Raw genomic sequence first — 22821 nt, 5'->3', positions numbered from 1 at the left:
CCCCGGCGACCCGAGACCTCACCGATCCTGACGCTCAGCTAGGCGAGTTCGTTGCTCTCGAGCATCTCGGTTACGAGCGCCGCGATCGCGGAGCGCTCCGAGCGGGTGAGCGTGATGTGCCCGAAGAGTGAGTGACCCTTGAGCGTCTCGATCACCGAGGCGACACCGTCGTGACGGCCGACCCGGAGATTGTCGCGCTGGGCGACGTCGTGCGTGAGGACGACCCGCGAATTCTGGCCGATCCTGCTGAGGACGGTCAGCAGCACGTTCCGCTCGAGGGACTGCGCCTCATCGACGATCACGAAGGCGTCGTGGAGGGAGCGGCCACGGATGTGGGTCAAAGGCAGCACCTCGAGCATCCCCCGCTCCAGCACCTCGTCGAGGACGTTCTGCGAGACCACCGAGCCGAGGGTGTCGAACACGGCCTGCGCCCACGGGTTCATCTTCTCCGCGGCATCCCCCGGGAGGAATCCGAGTTCCTGGCCTCCGACCGCGTACAGCGGACGGAACACCATGATCTTGCGGTGCTGCTGCTTCTCGAGGACGGCCTCAAGCCCGGCGCAGAGCGCGAGAGCCGACTTTCCGGTTCCCGCCCGTCCGCCGAGCGACACGATGCCGACCTCGGGGTCGAGGAGCATGTCGATGGCGAGGCGCTGCTCAGCGGAACGCCCGTGAAGGCCGAAGATGTCGCGGTCTCCCCGGACGAGCCGGAACTCGCCACGGCCCGTGACACGACCGAGGGCCGACCCGCGGTCGGAGTGCACGATGAGACCGGTGTTGACGGGCAGGTCCTGCACGGCGCGCGTGTGGAGCACCTCCTCGTCGTACAGCTTGGCCATCTGGTCGGAGCCGAGGTCGATCTCGACCTGGCCGGTCCAGCCGGAATCGACGGCGAGCTCGGCGCGGTACTCCTCGGCAGCGAGACCGATGGATGCCGCCTTCACACGCAGCGGCAGATCCTTCGAGACGACCGTGACCTCGAGCCCGTCGGCGGCGAGGTTCATTGCCACGGCAAGGATGCGAGAGTCGTTGTCGCCGAGCTGGAGGCCCGAGGGCAGGACGGACATGTTGGAGTGGTTGAGCTCCACCCGGAGCGAGCCCCCGTCGCCCACGGCGATGGGGAAGTCGAGGCGCTCGTGCTGCACGCGGAGCTCATCGAGATTGCGAAGGGCCTGGCGTGCGAAATACCCGATCTCGGGATCGTTGCGCTTGGCTTCGAGTTCCGTGATCACGACCACCGGGAGCACGACATGGTGCTCCGCGAATCGGAAAACGGCCTTCGGGTCGGACAGTAGCACCGAGGTATCGAGCACGTAGGTGCGCTCGCGTGTATCCGAGCCCCCCGCCTGTGCCTTGGTGTTGTCCTGCTTTGGCTGGGCTAGCTCGGCCACGTGCGCTCCATCCCCGAGGAGAATCCCCGGATCCGTATCCGCAAGACGGCCGCTGTGGGTGAGCACAGATCGCGAGACGAACTTACGTGGCCGTCTCGATCAGGCGCCATACCTGATGACTTGAAACTAGGCCGGTTTCGTTACGGGGAAGGGACGACACGCCCTTCTGATGTGACAGTCAGGTTAACGGCTCCGTGCCGTCACGCGACGGTCAGACCGCGACGGTGCCATACGAGATGAGCGCTGCCCGCAACATCGCGAAAGTCTCCTCGTCGGTCGTCGCATGTGGCGAGAGCCGAACGCGAGTACCGCGCGCTGTGACAGTGACGCCGTGGTTGTGCAAGGACGCCGCGAGGTACGTGAGGTGGTGCTCGGGTGGCTCGATCACGACGATTCCAGCGCGCTCGGCCTCATCCCTCGGCGAGACGACGGGGAGACCGAACTCGTCGGCGAGGTCGATGATGCGCGTGACGTTCTCGGTGATGCGCGCACCGATCGTGCCCACTCCCACAGCGGCGAGCTCCTCCAGCGACGCCGAGAACCGTGCAGCCGCCACCGGATCGGGGCGCGTGAGTTGGAAAGCCTGCGCACCCCGCGGTGGCTCCGGGGTCTCCAGGGGGTCGACCGACGAACCCTGCAATGCCGCGAACCCGCTGAGGACCGGGCGGATGCGCTCAGCCCCCCGTTCGCTCAGTGCAAGGAATCCTGTGCCGACCCCTGCTCGTGTCCACTTCTGGCCACCGGAGGCGATCACGTCGGCGAGATGCCATGGCACGTCGAGGATGCCGAAACCCTGCACGGCGTCGAGCACGAGCAGTCGGTCACCGATGACCTCCCGCACCTCCTCGAGATCGATGCGGTACCCGGTGCGGAAGTCGACGAGACTCACCACGACGGCGGCGGTGTCCGGTGTGAGGGTGTCGCGGAGAACATCCGGGGTGACGTGCCCGTGCTCGGGCGTGAACCACACAGGCACGAGGGATCCGAGAGCCTCTGCGGCACGGTCCGCGGCGACCGTCACACTCGGGTACTCGTTCGTGGAGATGAGGATCTCACCCTCGATACCGAAGAGCGCCTGGGTGATGGCCTGGCTCGTGCTGGGCTGGAACACGACCTGCTCGGGGCCGAAGCCGAGGAGGGTCGCAACGGCGGCCCGGGAGCGGGCATCCTGCTCCTCGAACGAGGCGAGAGTGCCGAAGCGGGCACGTCCGAGGAGGCTCGACTGGGCCGACTCCTCGTCACGGGCCGGCCTGCCGATCGGCCCGATGCGTGCGAAGTCCAGATACCCCGGCTCATCGGTGAACTGTTCGTCGAGTTCGACGATCGCTAGTTCCGTCATTGCCCGAATCTCCTGTGTCTCGTGCCGTACGCGCGCATGGCGCGGAGGAAGTCCACCTCACGCAGGTCGGGTCCGAGTGCCTCCACGAAGTAGAGCTCGCTGTGCGCGCTCTGCCAGAGCATGAAGTCGCTGATGCGCTGCTCGCCCGACGTGCGGATGATGAGGTCGGGGTCCGGCTGGCCTCCTGTGTACAGGTGCTCGCTGATGAGCTCTGGGGTCAGCAATTCGGCGAGCGCGTCGAGCGTGCCGCCCGAGTTCTCGTGCTTCTGGACGATGCTGCGCATCGCGTCGGCGATCTCGCGCCGCCCCCCGTAGCCGATCGCGAGGTTCACGTGGAGACCGGTGTTGGATGCCGTGCGCTTCTCCGCCTCGGCAAGGCGCTGGCGCAGCGACTCGGGCAGACCCTCCGGCGACCCGACGTGCTGGATACGCCAGTCCCGGAAATGCGAGAGGTCGTCGGCCAGGTCACCGATGATCTCGAAGAGCCCGTCGAGTTCCTCGGGCGTCCGACCGGTCAGGTTGTCCGTCGAGAGAAGGTAGAGAGTCGCCACCGAGATGCCGAGGTCGTCGCACCACTCCAGGAACTCGCGGTACTTCGCGGCACCGGCGCGATGTCCGTGGGCCGCCGTCTCGAGCTCGCGCAACCTCGCCCACCGACGGTTGCCGTCGATGATCATCGCAACATGGTGCGGGAGTTCCCCGGCGGACAACTGACGGCGCAGCCTGCGCTGGTAGAGCCCGTACAGTAGCCCGCGCCCAAATACCGCCTGGCGCTCACTCACACGCCTACGCTAGTCCACCCGGGCGTTCAGCCGCCCGCCAGTCGGGGGCCATACACTGGCGCCATGGCGCTCAGCGATACCGATTCCCAGCACGACGAAGACCCGGCAGCTGAGCTCCCCAACCTCCCGCTCCTCGAGGACGCGATCGAGTACCAGGCCATCGACGCCAAGCCGACCTGGCGCGGATGGATTCATGCCGGCACCTTCCCGCTCGCCATCGCGCTCGGCGTCATCCTCGTGGTTCTCGCCGACGGCGTCGCAGCCAAGGTCAGCTCCGCGATCTTCTTCGCCAGCTCCCTGCTGCTGTTCGGCATCTCGGCCCTGTACCACCGCATCAACTGGAGCCCCAAGGTCAAGGCGACGTTCAAGCGCTTCGACCACGCCAATATCTTCCTGCTGATCGCGGGGTCCTACACGCCGCTCTCTGTGCTGTGCCTGCCAGCCGACAAGGCCACCATCCTGCTTGTCCTGGTGTGGAGCGGTGCGCTGCTCGGTATCGGCTTCCGGATCTTCTGGATCGGGGCTCCGCGGTGGCTCTACGTTCCCCTGTACGTGATCCTCGGATGGGCCGCGATGATGTTCATCGTCGACTTCTTCCAGGCGGCACCCGTCACGATGTCACTGATCATCGCCGGTGGCCTGCTCTACACGGTGGGCGCGGTGTTCTACGGCCTGAAACGCCCCAACCCCTGGCCGGGCAAGTTCGGTTTCCACGAGCTGTTCCACCTCTGCACCCTGCTGGCGTTCCTGTGCCACTGGGTCGCGATCCTGCTCGTCGCGATCAACCCGCCGGTACTCGCCTAGCGCGTGTCGCCATCGTTCGCGGAAAGCTCCTGCTCGGCGACGAGCTGCTCGCGGATCTCCTCGCGGTAACGAACCCGGCGGATGCGACGGGTCATGTCGATCACGAGGAGCACGGTCGCCACGGCGATGAGGAACGTGACGGCGAAGCCCACAACTCCCGGCGTGACGATGTTGGGGTCACCCTCGAACGCCGGAATCGGCGTCGGGGTCGGGTCGATCGTCCACAGCGTCTTCATGGTGTTGCCTGGCTCCATCCGCGTTAACCTTGGGTAAGCCTAACGAAAGCCACCTGTGACATCCCCTGCGCCCACCGAGCACGACAGCCCGCTTGCCGCCCGCTACGGGCGCACGACGTCACAGGCCCGCAGGACCCGGATCATCGCCATCGTTGCGGGCATCGCGTTCGCCGTCGTGTTCGGGGCGTGGCTCTGGTGGGCGGGGATCCTGACACCCAACGCGCAGTTCGAAGCCAAGGACACCGCGCACAGCATCGAGAGTGACTCCCTGGTGAGTGTCACGTGGCAGTTCACGGTGGACCCGGGGCTGCCGGCATCCTGCGCGGTCCAGGCGCTGAACAGCACCTACGCGATCGTGGGATGGCGCGTGGTGGACATCCCGCCGTCGGATGACACGATCCGCACCTTCACCGAGCAGGTCCGCACCTCGGAGCGGGCCGTCACCGGGTTGATCTACCGCTGTTGGCTCACCTAGGCTCTACAGCTACATCCATTTGCTCGCTACACCCCAGGAACCGGCCCACCGTGGCCGGTTTCGTTCATGTAAGGAGACGCTGTGACCGACAGTAACGTCACGTGGCTGACCCAGGAAGCCTTTGACCGCCTGAACGCGGAGCTCGAGTCGCTCTCCGGCGAGGGCCGGCTCGAGATCGCGAAGAAGATCGAGGCGGCCCGCGAGGAGGGTGACCTCAAGGAGAACGGCGGCTATCACGCCGCCAAGGAGGAGCAGGGCAAGATCGAGGCGCGCATCCGTGTTCTCACCGAGCTTCTGCGCAACTCCGTGGTCGGTGAAGCGCCCGAGTCCACAGGCGTGGTTGCGCCCGGCACCCTCGTCACAGCGACGATCCTCGGCGACGAGTCGACGTTCCTCATCGGCAGCAGGGAGATCGTGGGCGACAGTGACCTCGACGTGTACAGCGAGGGCAGCCCGCTCGGCACGGCGATCATCGGCATGAGCGCCGGCGACGAGACCAGCTACACGGCCCCCAACGGGCGCTCGATCACCGTGAAGGTGCTCAAGGTGGAGACGTACATCCCGTAGCCGGCGCCTAGGTGCGGTGTGCCCACGCATCCCTGCTGAGATCGCTCTTTTCCGGAGGTTTGGACGGAATCACCCTGTGCTTGGGTAACTGGTGTGAGTTCAGGCCGAAAGCTCCGGAGAAAAGCAAAAGGAGTGGTGGTTGGTGTGGCGCTAGGCGCGACCGGCGCTAGAAGTCGACGCGGGGCTCGAAGTCCTCGGCGCGCAGCGCCGCCAGCACCTGGTCGGCGTGCTCGGGGCCGCGGGTCTCGATGTGCAGCTCGAGTTCCACCTGGCTGATCTGCAGGCCGCCGTTGTGGCGCGTGTGCAGCACCTCCACGACGTTCGCGTTGCACTCGGCCACGATCGCGGAGACACGCGCCAGCTGGCCGGGGCGATCGGGCAGCGGAATGCGCAGCTTCAGGTAGCGCTCGGATGCCGCGAGCCCGTGGCTGATCACGCGTTCCATGACCAACGGGTCGATGTTGCCGCCCGAGAGCACCACGACGGTGGTTCCCGTCGGCGTGATCTTGCCCGCGAGTATCGCGGCAACCCCCACGGCACCGGCGGGCTCCACGATGAGCTTGGCCCGCTCGATCAGTACGAGCAGCGCCTGAGCCATCTCGTCCTCGGTCACCGTGACGACCTCGTCCACGACCTTGCTGATGATGTCGAAGTTGAGCGACCCGGGGCGCGACACTGCGATGCCGTCCGCGATGGTCGGGAAGACCGTGATCTCGGTCGGCTCACCCTCCGCGAGGGAGATGGGGTACGCGGCGGCATTCGCCGCCTGGATACCGATGACCCGCACCGTGCGACCGTCGAGTGCCGCGCGCTGCTTGATCGCACTGGCAAGGCCAGAGATGAGCCCTCCCCCGCCGATCGGCACGACGACAGTATCGACGTTCGGCTGCTGGTCCAGGATGTCGAGAGCCATCGTGCCCTGGCCCGTGATGACGTCCACGTGGTCGAAGGGGTGGATGAACACCGCGCCGGTCTCGCGGGCGAATTCGGCGGCGGCCAGGAGCGGTTCGGCTACCGTGTGGCCTCGGAGCACAACATCCGCCCCGTAGTCCCTCGTGGCCTGCAGCTTGGGCAGCGGGACGCCGAGGGGCATGAAGATCGTGGCCTTGATGCCGAGCTCGCGTGCGGCGAGGGCGACACCCTGGGCGTGGTTGCCTGCCGACGCGGCGACGACGCCGCGCGCCTTCTCCTCGTCGCTGAGCAGCGAGAGGCGGTTGTACGCGCCGCGGATCTTGTACGAGCCCGTGCGCTGGAGGTTCTCGCACTTGAGGTAGACCGGCGCGCCCAGCACGTCGCCGAGGTAGCGCGAACTCTCCATCGGCGTGACGTTGACGACCGTGGCGATCCGGTCGCGCGCGGCCTCGAAGTCGACGAGTCGTGGACCGACGAGAGCGGTATCAGGCATGGGGAAGGATGTCCTTTGCGGTGGGATGGGGAACAACGCGCCACGTGCCGCCCGCGATGTACTTGACCATGACGTTGGCGACGGCGACGATCGGGACGGCGAACAGCGCTCCGGGGATGCCCGCGGTGAACCCTCCCGCGGCGACCGCGAACACCACCGCGAGGGGGTGAACCTTCACCGCCGTGCCGAGGATGAGCGGCTGGAGCACGTGTCCCTCGATCTGCTGCACGAGCAGCACGATGCCGAGCATGAGAACCGCGGGAAAGGGGCCGAGGTAAACGAGCGCGACGAACACAGCGAGTGTGCCCGTGACGAGCGCACCCACCACGGGGACGAAGGAACCGAGGAACACGGCGACCGCGATGGGAATCACGAGCGGGAAGCCGCCGTAGAACAGCCCGAGGATCCACGCACCCAGGCCGATGCCGACCGCGTCAACGAAGGCGACGAAGATCTGGACCTTGACGAAGGTCGTGAGCGTGATCCATCCAGCCTCACCGGAGCCGGTGACAGCTGGCCGCGCCCGCTTCGGGAAGAGCCTGACGATCCAGTTCCAGATGCCCCGACCGTCGATGAGGATGAAGAGTGTCGCGAAGAGCGCCAGAAGGATGCCAGCTCCGACGTGACCCGCGGTCGACCCGACCGAGAGGATCCCGTTGACGAGCACCCCGCTGTCGCGCTGGATCGCCTCCCAGAGCCCGCCGACCCACTCGTTGATGTCGGCATCCGTCAGGTGAAGCGGGGAGTCGAGCAACCAGACCTTGAGGTTCTCGTAGGCGACGATCGTTTTGGCCTGCAGGTCGGGGTATCCCGACCGCACCTGGGTGACCACGAGGATGACGAGCCCAGCGACGATACCGAGTGTGCCGAGCATGGCGACCGCGATCGCTATGCCCTTGGGCCAGCGGTGCCGACGGAGGAAGTTGACGAACGGCACGAGCAGCGCGCCGAGGAGGATCGCCACGAAGAATGGGACGACGATGTACCGGAACTCGATGACCAGGAACACCAGCACGGCAACGAGGCCGAGCACCACGAGGATGCGCCACGCGTAGGCCGCCGCGATCGACAGGCCGGGCGCGACGAGGTCGTTCTCGCCCGTGGGCTGCGACGCGCTCGTGCGCTTTCCGAAGATCACTGAGCAAGTCTAGGCTCGTCCGTCACCGGACGCGCCGGATGCCGCCCGCTCGCCCCTTAGCGGGGTACGGCGCTCACGGGCGCACCCTTGAGCCGCAGGTGCACGGAGTCCCCCGGCTCATGGCGCACGTCCACCTCGTGCTGGATCGAGAGCAGCGTGTCATCCTCCAGGCGTACCTGGGTGCGCCTGAGCGACCCCAGGAAGCTGGATGCCACGACGGTGGCCCGAATCCCCTCGGTGGCGAAGGCGATGTCCTCGGGGCGGATGTAGACGGTGACCTCCCCGTCCCGCACGGGCGCGCCGAGGATAGCGAGCTCGACGCCCTGCACGGTTGCCGTGCCCGCCGAAGCGACGCCAGCCACACGATTCGAGAGACCGACGAAGTCCGCAACGAAGGGGCTGGCGGGGGTCGAGTAGAGCTCCTCCGGCGTTCCGACCTGCTCGATCACGCCATCGCGCATGACCGCAACCCGGTCGGCGACGGCGAGCGCCTCCTCCTGGTCGTGGGTGACGAAGACGGTAGTGATGCCGAGCTCCGTCTGGATGCGGCGGATCTCGTCGCGAAGCTGTACCCGCACCTTGGCATCGAGCGCGCTCAGCGGCTCGTCGAGGAGCAGCACCCGGGGACGGGTGACGAGAGCGCGGGCAAGCGCGACGCGCTGCTGCTGGCCGCCCGAGAGCTGGTGGGCGTAGCGCGACCCGAACTGGGCGAGACCGACCATGTCGAGCGCTTCCACCGCGCGGCCCTTGCGCTCCGCGGCGGGGACACGGCGCATCCGCAGCCCGAACTGCACGTTCTCGAGCACCGTCATGTGCGGGAAGAGCGAGTACGACTGGAACACCATGCCCATGTCGCGTCGGTTGGTGGGAACGGATGCGACATCCTCACCGTCGATCAATATCTCACCGCCATCGATGCCCTCGAGCCCCGACAGGGCCCGGAGGGCGGTCGTCTTGCCGCAGCCGGACGGACCGAGCAGCGCGATGAACTCACCGGGTTCGATCGCGAGGTTGATCGAGTTGAGCGCACGGTGCGGCCCGTAGTACTTGACGACGCCGGCGAGCTCCACACGCGCACCCGACACGGGCTCGAGGTCGATCGCGGGGGCCACGGGAATGGTGTTGGTCATGAGTTGTCCTTACGACGAGCCGACCCGAGCCGACCGATGATGACGAGGAGCAGGAAAGCGAAGACGAGCGCGAGGAGTGCGAAGATCACCGCGATATAGGGATCGGCCTTGTTCACCACGAGAAGTGCGGTCTGCAGGTTGATGCGGTTGAGGAGCGAGGCGATCGTGAACTCACCGAGCACAACCGCGACCGAGATGAACGATGCAGCGAGAAGACCGCGGCGCAGGTTCGGCACGATGACTCGGAAGAGCACGGTTCCCCATCCCGCCCCGAGCGACCGCGCGGCTTCACTGAGCGTCTTCACGTCGATCGAGTCCAGGTTGGCCTGGATCGCCCGGTACGCATAGGGCAGCACAAGGATGCCGTAGGCGAAGGCGAGGGTCCACACGCCGCTGCCGAAGATCGACGACACGACGCGATACACGGGAGCAAGGCCCACGACGAGCACGATCGCGGGGATCGTGATCGGCAGCAGGCAGATGAACTCCATGACGGGGCGCAACCGTGGAAAGGAGAGCTTGATGAGGATCATCGTCGGCACGAGCAGCACGAGCATGATGACGACCGTCACCGCCGCAAGCACGAGCGAGTTGCCGATCGCGATCCACAACTGGTTGAACTCGGGGCCGAGCTGCCCCGTGAAGACGGTGACCCAGCGATCGATCGTGTAGCCGCCCTCGAGTCCGCCGCGGAGCGTGAACTCGACCATGCTCACGAGCGGCAGGGCGAAGAAGATCGTGATGACAACGAGGATGATCGTGCGCGTTGCCGCGGTCGGGCCCGGGTGGTGGGCGCGCTGCAGCCTGCGGTTCACCGCTGCCATCGTGAAGCCCTTCTCTCGAAGACGGAGTAGATGACCATCACGACGACCATGACCACGATCATCCCGAGCGCGAGGGCTCCGGCGAGGTTCTCCCGGCCGAGCACCGTCTCGCTCGTGAGGGCGGCACGGATCTGCAGGGGCACGATGCCCTGCCCCTGGCTCGTGAGGGCCGCGGCCGTCGCGTAGGACGAGAACGAGTTGGCGAAGAGGAGGAGCAACGAGCCGATGAAGCTCGGCGCGAGCACGGGCATCCCGATGCGCCACCAGTATGTGGCACGGGTGCCACCGAGGGTTGCCGATGCCTCCGCCCACTGCGGCTTGAGAGCCTCCAGCGCCGGCAGGAAGACGATGATCATCAGCGGCACCTGGAAGTAGATGTAGGGCAGCACGAGGCCGGGCACCTCATAGAGCCAGACGCCGCTCGCGAAGATGTCGATGCCGAAATTGTTCTGCAGGATCACACGGAGCAGGCCCTGCGTGCCGATGAGGGTCACGAACGCGAAGGCGAGCATGACGCCGCCGAACTGGGCGAGCACACCGGAGATCGAGTCGACGACGGTGCGGAGGGGGCCGTCGGGCTTCGCATCGAGCAGTGCGTAGCAGGCCGCGGCACCGACGACGGCTCCGATGACGGCGGTGAGTGCCGAGAGCCAGATCGAGTTCCAGAAGGTGCGGACAATGACCGGGTCGACGAGCGCTTCGAGGTTCGTCGTGGTGAAGGCACCGTCCCCGTCGAACAAGCCGGTGCTCAGCGCGAGCATCGTCGGCAGGCCGAGGAACAGCACGACATACGCCGCGAAGGGCGCAAGACCGAGGATGGACAGGCGGGATGCCCCGCGACGCGAACGCCGCGGGGCATCACCGGTCACAGTGTTACTGGACAGCAGCTGCCCACTTCTCACCGAGGAGCACGCCAGCGGCCTCGCTCTGCTCGGCGGTCGGAACGACCGTGTCACCCTCAACGACGGGAAGCGCTGCGAAGAGCTCCTCATCGATGGTGCCGGCCTCCGCCATGGCGTCAGCACGGACCGGGCGAGCGCCACCCTTCAGCCAGAGGTTCTGCACCTCGTCGCTGTAGAGGAACTCCTGCCACAGGCGTGCCGCGGCGGGGTGCGGTGCATCCACGTTCACGGCCTGGTTGTAGTAACCGGCGTAGGCGGTGCCGGGGAACACCACGACCTCCCAGTTGCGCTGGCCCTCGAGGGATGCCGCGTAGCCCGCGTTCAGGTAGTCCCAGTCGAACACGACGGGGGTCTCACCCGAGGCGATGGTCGCGTCGGTCGGGTCGATCTTGAGGAAGTTGGCCGCCTTGTTCAGCTCGGAGAAGAAGTCGATGCCCGCCGTGAAGTCATCCAGCGTTCCGTCGTTCTGCACGGTGGCCATGCCGACCGCCGCGAACGCGGCGCCAGCCTGGGTCGGGTCGCCGTTGATGGCGACCTTGCCGAGGTAGTCGGCGCCGAGCAGGTCCTGGAGCGACTCGGGTGCCGGCACGGTGTCGGGGTCGTAGCCGACCGACATGTAACCGCCGTAGTCACCGACGAAGAGACCCGACTCCTCCTTGAGGGCGTCCGGGATCTCATCCCAGGTCGCGACCTTGTAGGGCGCGAACTGGTCCGTGCTGCTGAGGGCGACCGCAAGGCCCACGTCGAAGACGTCGGGAGCGGTGTCCTGGCCGGCGAGGTTCTCCGCGGCCTGGATCTCCTCGGCGCTCGATGCGTCGGGGGATGCCTCAGTGATCGTGATCTCCGGGTAGCGCTCGGCGAACAGGTCGAGGATCTCGCCGTAGTTCGCCCAGTCGCGCGGCAGCGCGATGACGTTGAGCGCGCCCTCGGCCTTGGCTGCGGCCTCGAGGCCGGCCAGGTCGCCGAAAGCGGACAGGTCGGTGGCGGTCGCAGCGTCGACGTCGCTGGAGGGTGCGTCGCCGGCGGGTGCGCAGGCGGCGAGCGTGATCGCGGTGACGGCAGCGAGTGCCACACCGGCGAGAATGCGCTTGGTGGTCAAGGGTTCCTCTCCTCGTGCATCCGGTCGCTCAGGCTGTGGAAGAGCGATAGGAGCCGGATGCCCGCGTGTGACGGTACGGAGGTTCGGGTAATGGTTGGTCGAGCGTGCCTTAACGCGCGGCGAACAGCCGGTGTCATCCGTCGCCGCTAGCGTCGAGACCGTGGTGGAGTCCGTCAGCGCAGCGCAGGCCCGTCGAATTGCGCTCGCGGCGCAGGGCTTCGGCAAGCCGCCGGCCGCAGCCTCCACCCGACAGCTCAACGCGACGATCCAGCGGCTCGGTCTCCTGCAACTCGACTCGATCAACGTCTACGAACGCAGCCACTACCTGCCGCTCTTCGCTCGCCTGGGCGCCTACGACAAGACCGTGCTCGATCGGCTGACCTTCGGGCGCCGGTCGAAGTACATCGAGTACTGGGCCCATGAGGCCGCGATCATCCCAGCCGAGGACTGGCCGCTCTGGCGCTGGAAGATGGAGCAGCTGCGCGAGCGTGACCTCGGTCGCGAGCCGTGGGTGCAGCAGAACTCCGCGATGCTCCAGTGGTTGCGCGACGAACTCGCAGCGCGCGGTCCCGTCGCGGCCAGCCAGATCGAGCACGACTCCAACAAGCGGGCTGGGCCCTGGTGGGGCTGGTCGGACGTCAAGCGCGGACTCGAGTACCTGTTCCGCTGGGGTGATGCCGTGAGTGGGGGTCGCACGCGGTTCGAGCGGAGCTACGCCCTGCCGGGGCAGATCCTCGGTGGCGAGGTGCTGTCTCGCGTCGTCTCCCGGCAGGATGCCCACCGCCAACTGGTCGAACGCAGTGCCGCCGCGCTGGGGATCGCCACGGCGAGCGATCTCGCGGACTACTACCGGCTGAAGAGCACGGACGTGCGTCCCGCCATCGCCGAGCTCGCGGATGCTGGCGTTCTCCTGCCGGTGGCCGTGCGCGGGTGGTCGCAGGGTGCGTGGCTGCATCGGGATGCCCGCATCCCCCGTCGCATCGAGACCGAGGCGCTGCTCTCCCCCTTCGACCCCGTCGTGTGGGACCGCGCGAGGGCTCTCCGCATGTTCGGGTTCCACTACCGCATCGAGGTCTACACGCCCGCGCCGAAGCGCGTCTACGGGTACTACACGCTGCCGCTGCTCATCGACGATGCGCTCGTCGGCCGGATCGACCTCAAGAGCGACCGGCAGGCTGGGGTGCTGCGGGTGCAGTCCGCGTGGCGTGAGGACGGGGCATCCGTCGACCTGGACCGGGTCGTCGGGCTGCTGGATCGCATCGCCGCGTGGCAGGGGCTCGGCGGGGTCGAGTTCGCGGACCGCGGAGACCTCATCGCTGAGTTGGCGCGACACTACCACTCTGTGGGTTGAGTAGCCGCGGCGCCAGCCCGGCGTTATCGAAACCTCACCACTGTGGTTGGTGTTGTTCGTTGGTGAGGTTTCGATAACGGCCGCTTCGCGGGCCTACTCAACCCACAGGGGTCGCACCGCTTCGCGGGCCTACTCAACCAGCAGAAGCGCGGAGGGGAACGCTCTCCTAGAAACTGCCGCCGATCTTGCCGAGACGCTGGATGCGCTCGGCAAGCGGCGGGTGAGTCGCGAAGAGGCGGTCCATGAGGCCCGGCTTCGTCGGATCCGAGATCCACATGTGCGCCATCGTCGAGTTCTGCTTGATCATGGGGCGACCGTAGTCGGCGAGCTTCTGCAGGGCCGAGGCGAGGGCGTCGGGATGCCGCGTCGTGAGCGCGCCCGTGGCATCCGCCAGGTACTCCCGCTGCCGCGACACCGCAGCCTGCACGACCGCGGCCACGAGCGGCGCAACGAGGAACGCCACAAGCCCGAATACGAGCACGATCGGGTTGTTGTTGTTCGAGTTGCGGCCACCGAAGAAGGCCATCCGCAGAAGCATGTCGGCGATGAAGCCCACCGCGACGACAAGGCCGAAGACGATCATCGAGACGCGGATGTCGTAGTTCTGCACGTGACCGATCTCGTGCGCCATGACGCCCTCGAGCTCCGAGTCCGTCATGATCTCCAGCAAGCCCGTGGTCGCGGCGACCGACGCGTGCTCGGGGTCGCGACCCGTCGCGAACGCGTTCGGTGCCGGATCGTTGATGATGTAGACCTTCGGCATCGGGGTGCCCGTGGTGATCGACAGGTTCTCCACGATGCGGTAGAGCCTCGGGTTATCGGCCTTCTCGATCTGGTGCGCGCCACTCAGCGCCAACGCCTGACTGCTCGCCGCGAAGTACTGGATGAGCGCGTAGGCGATCGAGATCACGAGCGTGATGATGACGATCGTGACGTCCTGGTAGATCACCGCCGCGAGGGCAGCGAGACCCCCGATGATGAGGATGAACAGCAGGATGATGAAAACGGTGTTGCGTTTGTTCTTCGCTATGGCGCGATACATCTTGGGGGCTCCCAGTAATTACGTAGGTGCACGGGTTTCGAGACGCGGCTGCGCCGCTCCTCAACCTTGAACTTTCGGTCGAGCCTTCCTTCGGAAGCCTCGACCTTCAGTTCAAAATTGAACCCGCGGGGGCTCGGCGATGGCTGCCGAGTCGGTGACCTCGAAGAACTCGCGCTCGGTGAAGCCGAGACCGCGCACGAAGAGCGTGTTCGGGAACTGCTTGATCTTGGTGTTGAGCTCACGCACACCACCGTTGTAGAAACGCCGGCTCGCCTGGATCTTGTCCTCGGTGTCGACGATCTCCGCCTGCAGCTGGAGGAAGTTCTGGCTCGCCTGCAGCTGCGGGTACGCCTCAGCGACGGCGAAAATGCTCTTGAGCGCCTGCTGCATGTGGTTTTCGGCCGCTGCAGCGTCAGCGGGTCCCTGGGCGGAGAGCGTCTCGGCGCGGGCCTTCGTGACGTTCTCGAAGACGCCCTTCTCGTGCGCCGCGTATCCCTTGACCGCCTCGATGAGGTTGGGGAGCAGGTCGGCACGACGCTTGAGCTGCACCGTGATGTCGCTCCAGGCCTCGTCCACGCGAACGTTGAGTGTGACGAGCGAGTTGTAGGTCGACCAGAGGTAGATGCCGACGATGACCACCAGCAGGACGATGACGCCAACGACGATAAGGATTTCCATGGCTGCCATGGTACGGCAGTCGCGCTGTGAAATGCCCAGAAAGTCGGGCGGAATCAGCGCTTTCGTGAGCTTTGCACGCGTTGTAACCAGCGGAAGGAACTCTTCGGCGTGCGAACGAGCGAATCGAAGTCCACGTGCACCAGGCCGAAGCGCTGGGTGAGGCCGGCGGCCCACTCCCAGTTGTCGAGAAGGGTCCACACGAAGTACCCGCGCAGGTCCACCTCGTCGGACGCGTCGAGGGCAGCCGCGATGTGATCGGCGAGGTAGGACACGCGGGATGCGTCATCCACTCGTCCCTCGGAATCCACGACATCCGCGAAGCTCGCGCCGCCCTCTGTGATGTACACCGGAGGAAGGGAACCGCCATAGCGCGCCGCGTAGTCGCGCAGCGACGCCGTGAGGTATTCGGGCGAGATCGGCCAGCCGAAGCCGGTCTTCGGGTACTCGGGCCACTCCGCGAGGTGGAACGGGAGGTCGCGCATGGCCTCGGCGTCGCCATCCGGCGTCGAAGCCTCCGTGGGAGCCCCCACGGCGATACGCGTCGGCATGTAGTAGTTCAGACCGTAGAAGTCGAGCGGTTGGTGGATGATCGCCATGTCGGCCGGGTCGGTCTCGCGGAGTGCGCGGAACTCCTTGCGGGCGAGCAGGGGGAACCTCGGGTAGCGACCGAGGAGCACCGGATCGGCGTAGATCCGGTTGTGCACGAGGTCGAAGACCTTCGCGAATTGCGCGTTCATGAAGCCGCGCTGTGCGGCCACGACAGGCGAGTGCACGTTGGTCACGCCGACCTGGCCCTTCACGCCGCGTGCCCTGAGGGCCTGCACAGAGAGTCCGTGGCCGAGCAGCTGGTTGTGGACCGTCGTGAGGGCGTCGAACAGGAGGGACTCCCCCGGCGCGTGGATGCCGAGCGCGTAGCCGTTGAGGGTCACCGTCGTCGGCTCGTTGAGGGTGATCCACTTGTCGATGCGGTCGCCGAAGGCATCTGCGGCGAGTGCGGCGAAGTCTGCGAGACGCGATGCCGTGTCCCGTGTCATCCATCCGCCTGCGCGTTGCAGCGGCTCGGGCACGTCCCAGTGGAACAGGGTCGCGACGGGGCTGATGCCCGCCTCGAGCAGCTCATCGAGCAGCCTGTCGTAGAAGGCGATGCCGGCGGAGTTGGCGGCGCCCCTGCCCTCGGGCTGGATGCGCGGCCACGCGATCGAGAAGCGATAGGCGTCCACCCCCAGCTCCCGCATCAGTGCGACATCCTCGCGGTACCGGTGGAAGTGGTCGTCGGTGATCTCGGGCGTCGTGCCGTCGATGATGCGGCCGGGCTGCGCGGCGAAGGTGTCCCACGTGGACCGCCCACGCCCGCCCTCGGTGACGGCACCCTCGATCTGCGTGGCTGCCATGGCCACGCCGATCGTGAAGTCCCGGGGCAGCCGTGCCGCGAGCGCGTCGGGCTCGATCACGCGCCCAGCACGCGCGACAGGTAGGGGTTCGCGAACAGGCGGTCCGGGTCGAGCCGGTCCCGCACGGCGAGGAAGTCGTCGAACCGCGGATAGGCCGGTCGGAGGTCCTCGGCGGTGCGACCGTGCATCTTGCCCCAGTGCGGCCGGCCCTCGTGATCGCGCATGATGGCCTCGATCTCGCGGAAGTACTCGGTCGGGTCGTCCTTCCAGAAACGGTGGGCTGCGATGTAGCCCGTGGCGCGACCGTGACCCGTCGAGAGCCAGAGATCGTCGGCGGCAGACGCCCGCACCTCGATGGGGAACGAGATGCGCCATCCCTTCGCGGCGATGAGATCGTGGATCGCCGTGAGCGCCGCGGGCACGTGCTCGACCGGCAGCGCGTACTCCATCTCGCGGAAGCGCGTGGTGCGCACGGTCGAGAAGACGTCCCACGAGTAGTCCGAGAACTCCCGGTTGGCCTCGAGCTTCACCGACAACCGGTTCATGGGCGGGATCATGGCCGGCATGAGCCGCAGCATCTCGAGGGATGCGCCAAACACCGTGTTGGCCATGACGCGATTGTCGAACCACTCCTGCACGGGGCCGAGCGGCTTGCGGGGCGTATCGGCAGGCATCCTCGTATTGGTCTTGGTGCTGACGAGCTCCGCGTGGGGCCACGAGTAGAACTCGAAGTGGTCGTGCTCGGCGATGCGCTGCTCCCACTCGGCGAGGACCGTCGCCGCGCTCTCCGGCCGTTCCACCGCGCGCAGCACGAACGCGGGCACGCACTCGATCGTCATCGCGACGAGCACTCCCAGGGCGCCAAGACCGAGCACCGCCGCAGGCAGCAGTTCCGCGTTCTGCGTGCGGCTGACGTGAAGCAGCTCCCCCGCAGCGGTGACGAGGGTGACCTCGCGGATCTGCGTGGCGAGGCCACCGAACGCCGACCCGGTGCCGTGTGTGCCGGTCGAGGTGGCACCGGCGAGCGTCTGCACGTTGATGTCGCCCATGTTCTGCAGGGCGAGGCCATACGGTGCAAGCAGTTCGGGAAGCTGGTGGAGGTGCGTGCCGGCGCCGAGCGTGACCATGGTGCCGTCGACGGCGATCAGGCCATCGATCGCCGAGACGTCGAGCTGTACACCGTCGGTGGCCGCGATCGCCGTGAAGCTGTGGCTCGCCCCGACCGGCCTGATCGTGAGACCTCGCTCACGGGCGAAACGCACGGTCTCGATGACCTCGTCAACGGATGTCGGGCGCGAGACGAACGCGGGAGTCGACGACTCCGAACGCCCCCAGTTCCTCCACGGCCGACCGGTCTCGATGCTCACAGGAAGGCCTTCCCCTCGCCGCGGTAGGTGGGAACGGTGTCCACGATAGTGTCGCCATTGACCACGGCGAACTCGTTCAGGTGCTCGCTCGCCTCACCCGCCTTCGTGTGGCGGAGCCAGACGCGATCGCCCACCGCGAGACGTGCCGCCGCGGCGCCCCTCACGGGCGACTGCACCTCGCCGGCGCCCTCGCGGGCGAGGAACTCGAGGCGCTCCGGCCACGCGAGTTGCGGCATCCGGTCGGGTGCTGGCGGACCGGAGGCGATCCAGCCGCCGCCGAGCAGCGTGGCGAGCTCCGGGGTGGGCTTGCGCACGACGGAGAGGGCGAATGCCGCGGCCGGTGCCGGCGTGAAGTGGCTGTACCCGTCGAAGAGGCGCGGACCGAAGAGCCCGCTGCCCGCGGCGATCTCGGTGACGGCCGGGTCGGACGAGGTGCGCTCGAGCGAGCCAGTGCCTCCGCCGTTGACGAACTCGAGATCGGCGATCTCGCGGACGGCGGTGACGACCTCGCCGCGGCGCGTGGTGAGCTCCTCGAAGGAGGAGCGCTGCATCCAGTCGACCAGCCGCGCCCGCACGGGCTTGCCCGGCGGACGGTTGGTGACGCCCGCGATCTGCGCCTCGTACGACATGATGCCGACGAGATCGAACCCACGACGACTCACGATGTGACGTGCGAGATAGACGGCCTGGTCAACGGAATGCACCGGCGAACGATAGACCCCTGTGTGGCCGATGAGTCGGGACTTCCAGGATGCATCGAGCTCGAGGCAGACGCGGATGTTCTCCCGCGTACCCGGAGGCAGCACCGCGTCGACCGCATCCAGCTGCGCGACCGAGTCCACCATGATGGTGACCCGACGGGCGAGGGAAGCCGAGCTCCCGAGGGTCCGGATCGCCGTGGCATCCACGCTCGGGTAGCCGACAACCACGTCGTCGATCGTCTCGGCGAGCCAGAGGGCCTCGGGCAGGGTGTACGCGAGCACGCCGGCATAGCCGGGCACCGTGAGCACCCGCTCGATGACGCCGCGCACGCGGAGGGACTTGCTCGCCACGCGGATGGTCGTGCCGTTCGCCCGGTCCAGCATGTCGTGGGTGTTGTGGGCGAGCGCGGTGAGGTTGAGCGCGCCGACGGGGGTGTCGAGGGATGCGGTGGCCGCCGTCATCCCTCCCCAGTAGCTCGCGGGCTGCAGCCACGGCTGCGTGGTCGGACGATCGAGGTTCATGGTCTAGCGCACACTCCGGATGGGGAGAACCGCGAGTGCGCCCAGGATGGCGGCGACCGCGGAGAGGATGAAGAGGCCCTGGAAGCCGACGAGCATCGCGACGACGATCGCACCCAGGAGCGGGGCGAGGGCCTGGGGCACTGCGGTCGCGATGTTCATGATGCCGAGATCCTTGCCGCGGGTGTGCGGGTCGGGGAGCACCTGGGTCGCGAGCGCCTGGTCCACCGAGAGGAAGCATCCGTAGCCGAGGCCGAGGAGGCCTGCCGCGACCATCGCGACCGTGACATCCGGAACGAACGCGAGCATGAGGGCCGCGATGCCCTGGAGGCTCGCTGCGACGAAAACGAAGGGCTTGCGGCGACCGAGCCTGTCGGAGAGCTTGCCGAGCACGAGCGAGGCGAGGATCACGAACACCATGTAGATGAGGGTCAGGACAATGAGCGTGCCCTCGGCGTCGTCGACCTCGAGCCCGTACTGGAGGAACTGCAGCAGCAGTGCTGTGCCGAAGGCGTTGCCGAAGTTGACGAGGATGCGACTGAGGAGGGTCCAGCCGAAGTCCGGGTACTCCCGCGGGCTGATCCAGAACCCGGCGAGGAGTTTGCGGACCGTCAGCGTATCGGCGGACGTGAGGCGGGCATCCGGAACCCGGAGGAGGAACGGCAGCACGAGGAGAACGAGGAGGGCGGCCATCGCGGCGTAACCGAGGAACTGGCCGACGAAGAGCTCCGTCACGAGGACGAGACCGAGGATCGTGCCCACGGCCTGCGGGGCGGAGATCCACCCGGAGACGAAGCCCCGCTGGTTCACGGGAACCTGGTCGGAGATCACCGCGGTGAGGGCCGCCGTGAGAACGCAGAAGCCCGTGAGCGCCAGGGCCCAGAAGATGCCGACCCCGACGATCGACTCCTGCAGGCCGAGAAGAAGGAGGCTCACCGCGAAGAGCACCGCGCCGCCCGCGATCCAGGGGCGACGCCTTCCGAAACGGCTCATCGTGCGATCGGAGAGTGCGCCAGTGAGGGGGTAGGCGACGAGGGCACACAATCCCGCGATGCCCGAGATCACTCCGAAGGCCACGACGTTGTCCACCCAGTTCGTGGCACCGAGCTGGGCCTCGACCTGAAGCGGGAGCAGCAGCTGGACCGGCGTGAGCTGTGCCATCCACACACCGAGCCAGGCAGTGGCGAAGAGTGCGATCCATCCTCCTGTCACCGCCCTCGTGGGCTCGGCGAAGGGCGCGGGCGCCGGGAGATCGGTGGTTGTGCTCACGCGGTGACCTGGCTCTCTCTCGTGGGGCTGTCTTCTCGCGGCGGGAGGGGCCTCGCGAGCGTGGCGAAGGTGTCTGCGGCGAAGTCGAGCACGCGACGGGCCGCTGCCTCATCGCGATTGGCGAGCCATGCGAGCGTCACCCCGTCGGTCACGGTGACGACGAGCCGCGCGATCTCGGCCACGGGCATCGACCACACGACGTGGGCTGCGGCGGCACCGGCAACGAGCAGCTCGGTGACCGCCCGGTGGTAGCTCTCGTACTGCTCGGCCGCGCGATGCTCGAGGCCGGGCGTGCGCAGGGCGTACTGCATGATGTCCTGCATCACCTGTTCGTGACCAGGGTCGGCGATGACGTAGTCGAGGAACGCATGAAGCCCGGAGCGCAGGGACTGATGGATGTCCGCTCCCGGGTGAAGCGCGGCGAACACCGCCGTGGACTCACCTTCGACGACGAGAGCGACCAAGTCCGCCATCATCTCGTCGTGCGACCGGAACGCGTAGTGGAAGCTCGCGAGCGACATCCCGGCCTCGGCGACGATGGCCCGAGTGGTTGCGCCCGCGATGCCCTTGCGAGCGGAGACGCGCAGGGCGGCCTGGAGCAGCAACTCGCGGCGTTCCTCGGCGGGAATCCTGGCCACGACTGTCTCCTCTCGGCTCCGTTGGACGCGTAGTGGGACAACTGTCCCAGACGGGTGTCCCGGATGCAACCGACCGGCGATCTTGTAACCACCGCGTAACGCGGGCACACGAAAACCCCCTGCCCCGCGAGAGCTGCGGGACAGGGGGCAGTCGGTTGGCTGGTTACGCGTCGCGGCGGCGGACCGCCAGGACCACGGCCGTTCCCGCGAGGAGCAGGATCAGCGCGGCGACACCGGTGACCGGTGCAACGTCCATACCCGTGGCCGCGAGGGCCGGGCCGGTGGTCGTGCCACCCGCAGCAGGCGTGACGACTGACGTGTCATCCCACCCGAGGAGCTGGCCATCAGTGGAGAGCACTGCGGCCTTCGCGGCACCGAGAGCGAAGTCGGCGGGGACTGTCACGGAGAGCGTGCCATCCTCGGAGACGACTCCGGTACCGAGCGAGACGGCAGTCTCGTTCGAGGCGGAGAAGAGGTGCACCTCGAGGGTCTCGCCTGCACGGTCAGCCCCGACCTGGATGGGGAGCATCGCACCCTGGGCGACGGATGCCGCGGCATCCACTCCACCGCGAGTCTCGTCGGTCAGCTGGGCCCAGGTGACCTCATCGAAGCAACGGAAGTCGGCGTAGCCGGCCGCCATCTGGATGCCACCGAGCATGTGCTGCAGCAGAAGGGGCTCTGACCAGAACGAACCGGAGTGGCCCATTGCGGTGTAGACCGAACGGCCGCCATCGTACGGGTGGCACCAGGCGATGGGGTGGTCGCCCATACCGGTCGAGCCGGTGTAGCCGGACGGGTCGTAGGTCGACTCGTCGAGCGAGAGCAGCACGTGCGTGATGTCACGCGGGTTCGAGCGGAAGTTGTACCACTCGTCGGTGCGCACCCACGGGTTCGGCAGGAAGTCGGTCGCAGCGGTGTGCTCGTCCTCCACGTTCACGGTCGCCTCCTGGAACTGCGGGGCGAACGGGTGGTCGAGGAAGTAGGCGCCGACGAGGCCGCCGTACCAGGGCCAGTCGTACTCGGTGTCGGAGGCCGAGTGGATGCCGAAGTATCCGCCACCGCCCTGGATGTAGCGCTCGAACGCGCCCTGCTGAGTTTCATCGAGCACGTTGCCCGTTGTGCACAGGAACACGACGGCGTCGTACTGCGCGAGGTTCGCGTCGTTGAACACCGTGGCATCCTCGGTCGCGTCGACGCGGAAGTCGTTCTCCGAGCCGAGATTCGCGATCGCCTCGGTGCCGGTGGCAATGCACTCGGTGTGGCGGAAGGCCGCCGTCGCCGAGAAGACGAGGATCGCGGGATCCTCTGGAGCTGCCGCGACTGCGGGCGCAGCGGTCACGCCCCCGAGAAGCACGAGTGCAGCGCTCGCGAGCACTGCGGGATAGAAGGTCTTCATTGATCATCTCCGTCAGAAGGGTGTACAGGAGGTACTACCATTTGTCGTTCCATCTGACGAAATTAATCGGAGATTGTCAAGTTAATCCCAGACAACCCATATATCGAGTGGCTTTCGGTTTGTTGCGGGAGACGCATAATTACGCAGGGTGAGAATTTCCGCAACCCCTTGCGACCCGCGCCAGCCAGGTGATACAGCCGCGAGTGTTCCGATATGGCTGCTATTCGGCCGAAAATGACAGCCATATCGGAACACTCGCGGGTGGGAGGAGGGGCAGCGTGAGTGCCCCGGCAGGGACTCGAACCCTGACTGTGCCGATTTTAAGTCGGCTGCCTCTGCCAATTGGGCTACCGGGGCGGGGCGGATGCACGGGCATC

General features: G+C 67.0%; 22 protein-coding genes and 1 tRNA gene. 4 read left to right on the top strand and 19 right to left on the bottom strand.

Annotated elements, in window-relative coordinates:
• Positions 1-38 precede the first annotated feature (38 nt).
• From HDC94_RS06345 to HDC94_RS06335, 3 genes are all read right to left on the bottom strand, one after another.
• Positions 39-1391, bottom strand: coding sequence for a PhoH family protein (locus HDC94_RS06345; protein WP_179495913.1), 1353 nt, complete (start codon positions 1389-1391; stop codon positions 39-41).
• Positions 1392-1602: 211 nt separating this feature from the next.
• Positions 1603-2730 (bottom strand): aminotransferase class V-fold PLP-dependent enzyme, encoded by a 1128-nt coding sequence (locus tag HDC94_RS06340; RefSeq protein WP_179495911.1) that lies wholly within the window; start codon positions 2728-2730, stop codon positions 1603-1605.
• Complete coding sequence (locus HDC94_RS06335; protein WP_179495909.1) at positions 2727-3512, bottom strand: isoprenyl transferase; 786 nt, start codon at positions 3510-3512, stop codon at positions 2727-2729. Before HDC94_RS06335 ends, HDC94_RS06340 begins: the two co-directional genes overlap by 4 nt.
• Before the next feature lie 63 nt (positions 3513-3575).
• On the opposite strand from HDC94_RS06335, the gene HDC94_RS06330 reads away from it, so the two are divergent.
• Complete coding sequence (locus tag HDC94_RS06330) at positions 3576-4316, top strand: hemolysin III family protein (protein ID WP_179495907.1); 741 nt, start codon at positions 3576-3578, stop codon at positions 4314-4316.
• On the opposite strand, the gene HDC94_RS06325 is transcribed toward HDC94_RS06330, so the two are convergent.
• Positions 4313-4570 carry a hypothetical protein gene (locus HDC94_RS06325; protein ID WP_257021635.1) on the bottom strand — a complete coding sequence of 86 codons (258 nt, stop codon included), beginning with the start codon at positions 4568-4570 and terminating at the stop codon, positions 4313-4315. The two genes, HDC94_RS06330 and HDC94_RS06325, sit on opposite strands and share 4 nt — an antisense overlap.
• Before the next feature lie 37 nt (positions 4571-4607).
• Between HDC94_RS06325 and HDC94_RS06320 the strand changes: the two genes are divergently transcribed.
• A complete protein-coding gene (locus HDC94_RS06320) occupies positions 4608-5027 on the top strand; it encodes a DUF4307 domain-containing protein (RefSeq protein ID WP_179495905.1) in 420 nt (139 codons plus the stop codon).
• A gap of 81 nt (positions 5028-5108) precedes the next feature.
• Positions 5109-5594, top strand: coding sequence for a transcription elongation factor GreA (gene greA / locus HDC94_RS06315; protein ID WP_179495903.1), 486 nt, complete (start codon positions 5109-5111; stop codon positions 5592-5594).
• Between the two features lie 166 nt (positions 5595-5760).
• Here the strand turns inward: greA and ilvA are convergent, their stop codons facing one another.
• From ilvA to HDC94_RS06285, 6 genes are read right to left on the bottom strand one after another with little or no spacing between them, the layout of a single operon-like run.
• The gene (ilvA, locus tag HDC94_RS06310) at positions 5761-6999 is read right to left on the bottom strand and encodes a threonine ammonia-lyase (protein ID WP_179495902.1); all 1239 of its coding nucleotides are present in this window, start codon (positions 6997-6999) and stop codon (positions 5761-5763) included.
• Positions 6992-8137, bottom strand: coding sequence for an AI-2E family transporter (locus HDC94_RS06305; RefSeq protein WP_179495901.1), 1146 nt, complete (start codon positions 8135-8137; stop codon positions 6992-6994). The genes ilvA and HDC94_RS06305 overlap by 8 nt, the downstream gene beginning before the upstream one ends.
• Before the next feature lie 56 nt (positions 8138-8193).
• Entirely contained in the window at positions 8194-9267 is a 1074-nt protein-coding gene (locus HDC94_RS06300; RefSeq protein ID WP_179495900.1) for an ABC transporter ATP-binding protein, read from the bottom strand.
• Positions 9264-10091 (bottom strand): ABC transporter permease, encoded by an 828-nt coding sequence (locus tag HDC94_RS06295; protein WP_179495899.1) that lies wholly within the window; start codon positions 10089-10091, stop codon positions 9264-9266. The genes HDC94_RS06300 and HDC94_RS06295 overlap by 4 nt, the downstream gene beginning before the upstream one ends.
• The gene (locus tag HDC94_RS06290; RefSeq protein WP_308495644.1) at positions 10079-10960 is read right to left on the bottom strand and encodes an ABC transporter permease subunit; all 882 of its coding nucleotides are present in this window, start codon (positions 10958-10960) and stop codon (positions 10079-10081) included. The genes HDC94_RS06295 and HDC94_RS06290 overlap by 13 nt, the downstream gene beginning before the upstream one ends.
• A 4-nt stretch (positions 10961-10964) precedes the next feature.
• Positions 10965-12092: an ABC transporter substrate-binding protein gene (locus HDC94_RS06285; RefSeq protein WP_179495897.1), complete on the bottom strand. Its 1128-nt coding sequence runs from the start codon at positions 12090-12092 to the stop codon at positions 10965-10967.
• A gap of 160 nt (positions 12093-12252) precedes the next feature.
• On the opposite strand from HDC94_RS06285, the gene HDC94_RS06280 reads away from it, so the two are divergent.
• Complete coding sequence (locus HDC94_RS06280; protein WP_179495896.1) at positions 12253-13443, top strand: winged helix-turn-helix domain-containing protein; 1191 nt, start codon at positions 12253-12255, stop codon at positions 13441-13443.
• Between the two features lie 166 nt (positions 13444-13609).
• Here the strand turns inward: HDC94_RS06280 and HDC94_RS06275 are convergent, their stop codons facing one another.
• The 9 genes from HDC94_RS06275 to HDC94_RS06235 all read right to left on the bottom strand — a co-directional run bounded on the left by HDC94_RS06275 (position 13610) and on the right by HDC94_RS06235 (position 22801).
• Positions 13610-14485, bottom strand: coding sequence for a M48 family metallopeptidase (locus HDC94_RS06275; RefSeq protein ID WP_179495895.1), 876 nt, complete (start codon positions 14483-14485; stop codon positions 13610-13612).
• Positions 14486-14596: 111 nt separating this feature from the next.
• Complete coding sequence (locus tag HDC94_RS06270; RefSeq protein ID WP_179495893.1) at positions 14597-15163, bottom strand: LemA family protein; 567 nt, start codon at positions 15161-15163, stop codon at positions 14597-14599.
• A gap of 53 nt (positions 15164-15216) precedes the next feature.
• The gene (locus tag HDC94_RS06265; RefSeq protein WP_308495643.1) at positions 15217-16614 is read right to left on the bottom strand and encodes a GH1 family beta-glucosidase; all 1398 of its coding nucleotides are present in this window, start codon (positions 16612-16614) and stop codon (positions 15217-15219) included.
• The gene (locus tag HDC94_RS06260; protein WP_308495642.1) at positions 16611-17921 is read right to left on the bottom strand and encodes a D-arabinono-1,4-lactone oxidase; all 1311 of its coding nucleotides are present in this window, start codon (positions 17919-17921) and stop codon (positions 16611-16613) included. The genes HDC94_RS06265 and HDC94_RS06260 overlap by 4 nt, the downstream gene beginning before the upstream one ends.
• The gene (locus HDC94_RS06255; protein WP_179495891.1) at positions 17918-19144 is read right to left on the bottom strand and encodes an amino acid deaminase/aldolase; all 1227 of its coding nucleotides are present in this window, start codon (positions 19142-19144) and stop codon (positions 17918-17920) included. Before HDC94_RS06255 ends, HDC94_RS06260 begins: the two co-directional genes overlap by 4 nt.
• Positions 19145-19147: 3 nt before the next feature.
• Positions 19148-20410 (bottom strand): MFS transporter, encoded by a 1263-nt coding sequence (locus tag HDC94_RS06250; RefSeq protein ID WP_308495641.1) that lies wholly within the window; start codon positions 20408-20410, stop codon positions 19148-19150.
• A complete protein-coding gene (locus HDC94_RS06245) occupies positions 20407-21048 on the bottom strand; it encodes a TetR/AcrR family transcriptional regulator (RefSeq protein ID WP_179495890.1) in 642 nt (213 codons plus the stop codon). The genes HDC94_RS06250 and HDC94_RS06245 overlap by 4 nt, the downstream gene beginning before the upstream one ends.
• A gap of 163 nt (positions 21049-21211) precedes the next feature.
• Positions 21212-22444: a ThuA domain-containing protein gene (locus HDC94_RS06240; protein ID WP_179495888.1), complete on the bottom strand. Its 1233-nt coding sequence runs from the start codon at positions 22442-22444 to the stop codon at positions 21212-21214.
• Positions 22445-22727: 283 nt separating this feature from the next.
• Positions 22728-22801, bottom strand: a tRNA-Leu gene (locus tag HDC94_RS06235).
• Positions 22802-22821: the final 20 nt, after the last annotated feature.

It is taken from the genome of Leifsonia sp. AK011, from assembly GCF_013410945.1.
GTDB lineage: Bacteria > Actinomycetota > Actinomycetes > Actinomycetales > Microbacteriaceae > Rhodoglobus.
Note: the sequence above shows the minus strand (reverse complement) of the source record. Positions and strands in the feature narration are given on the sequence as shown.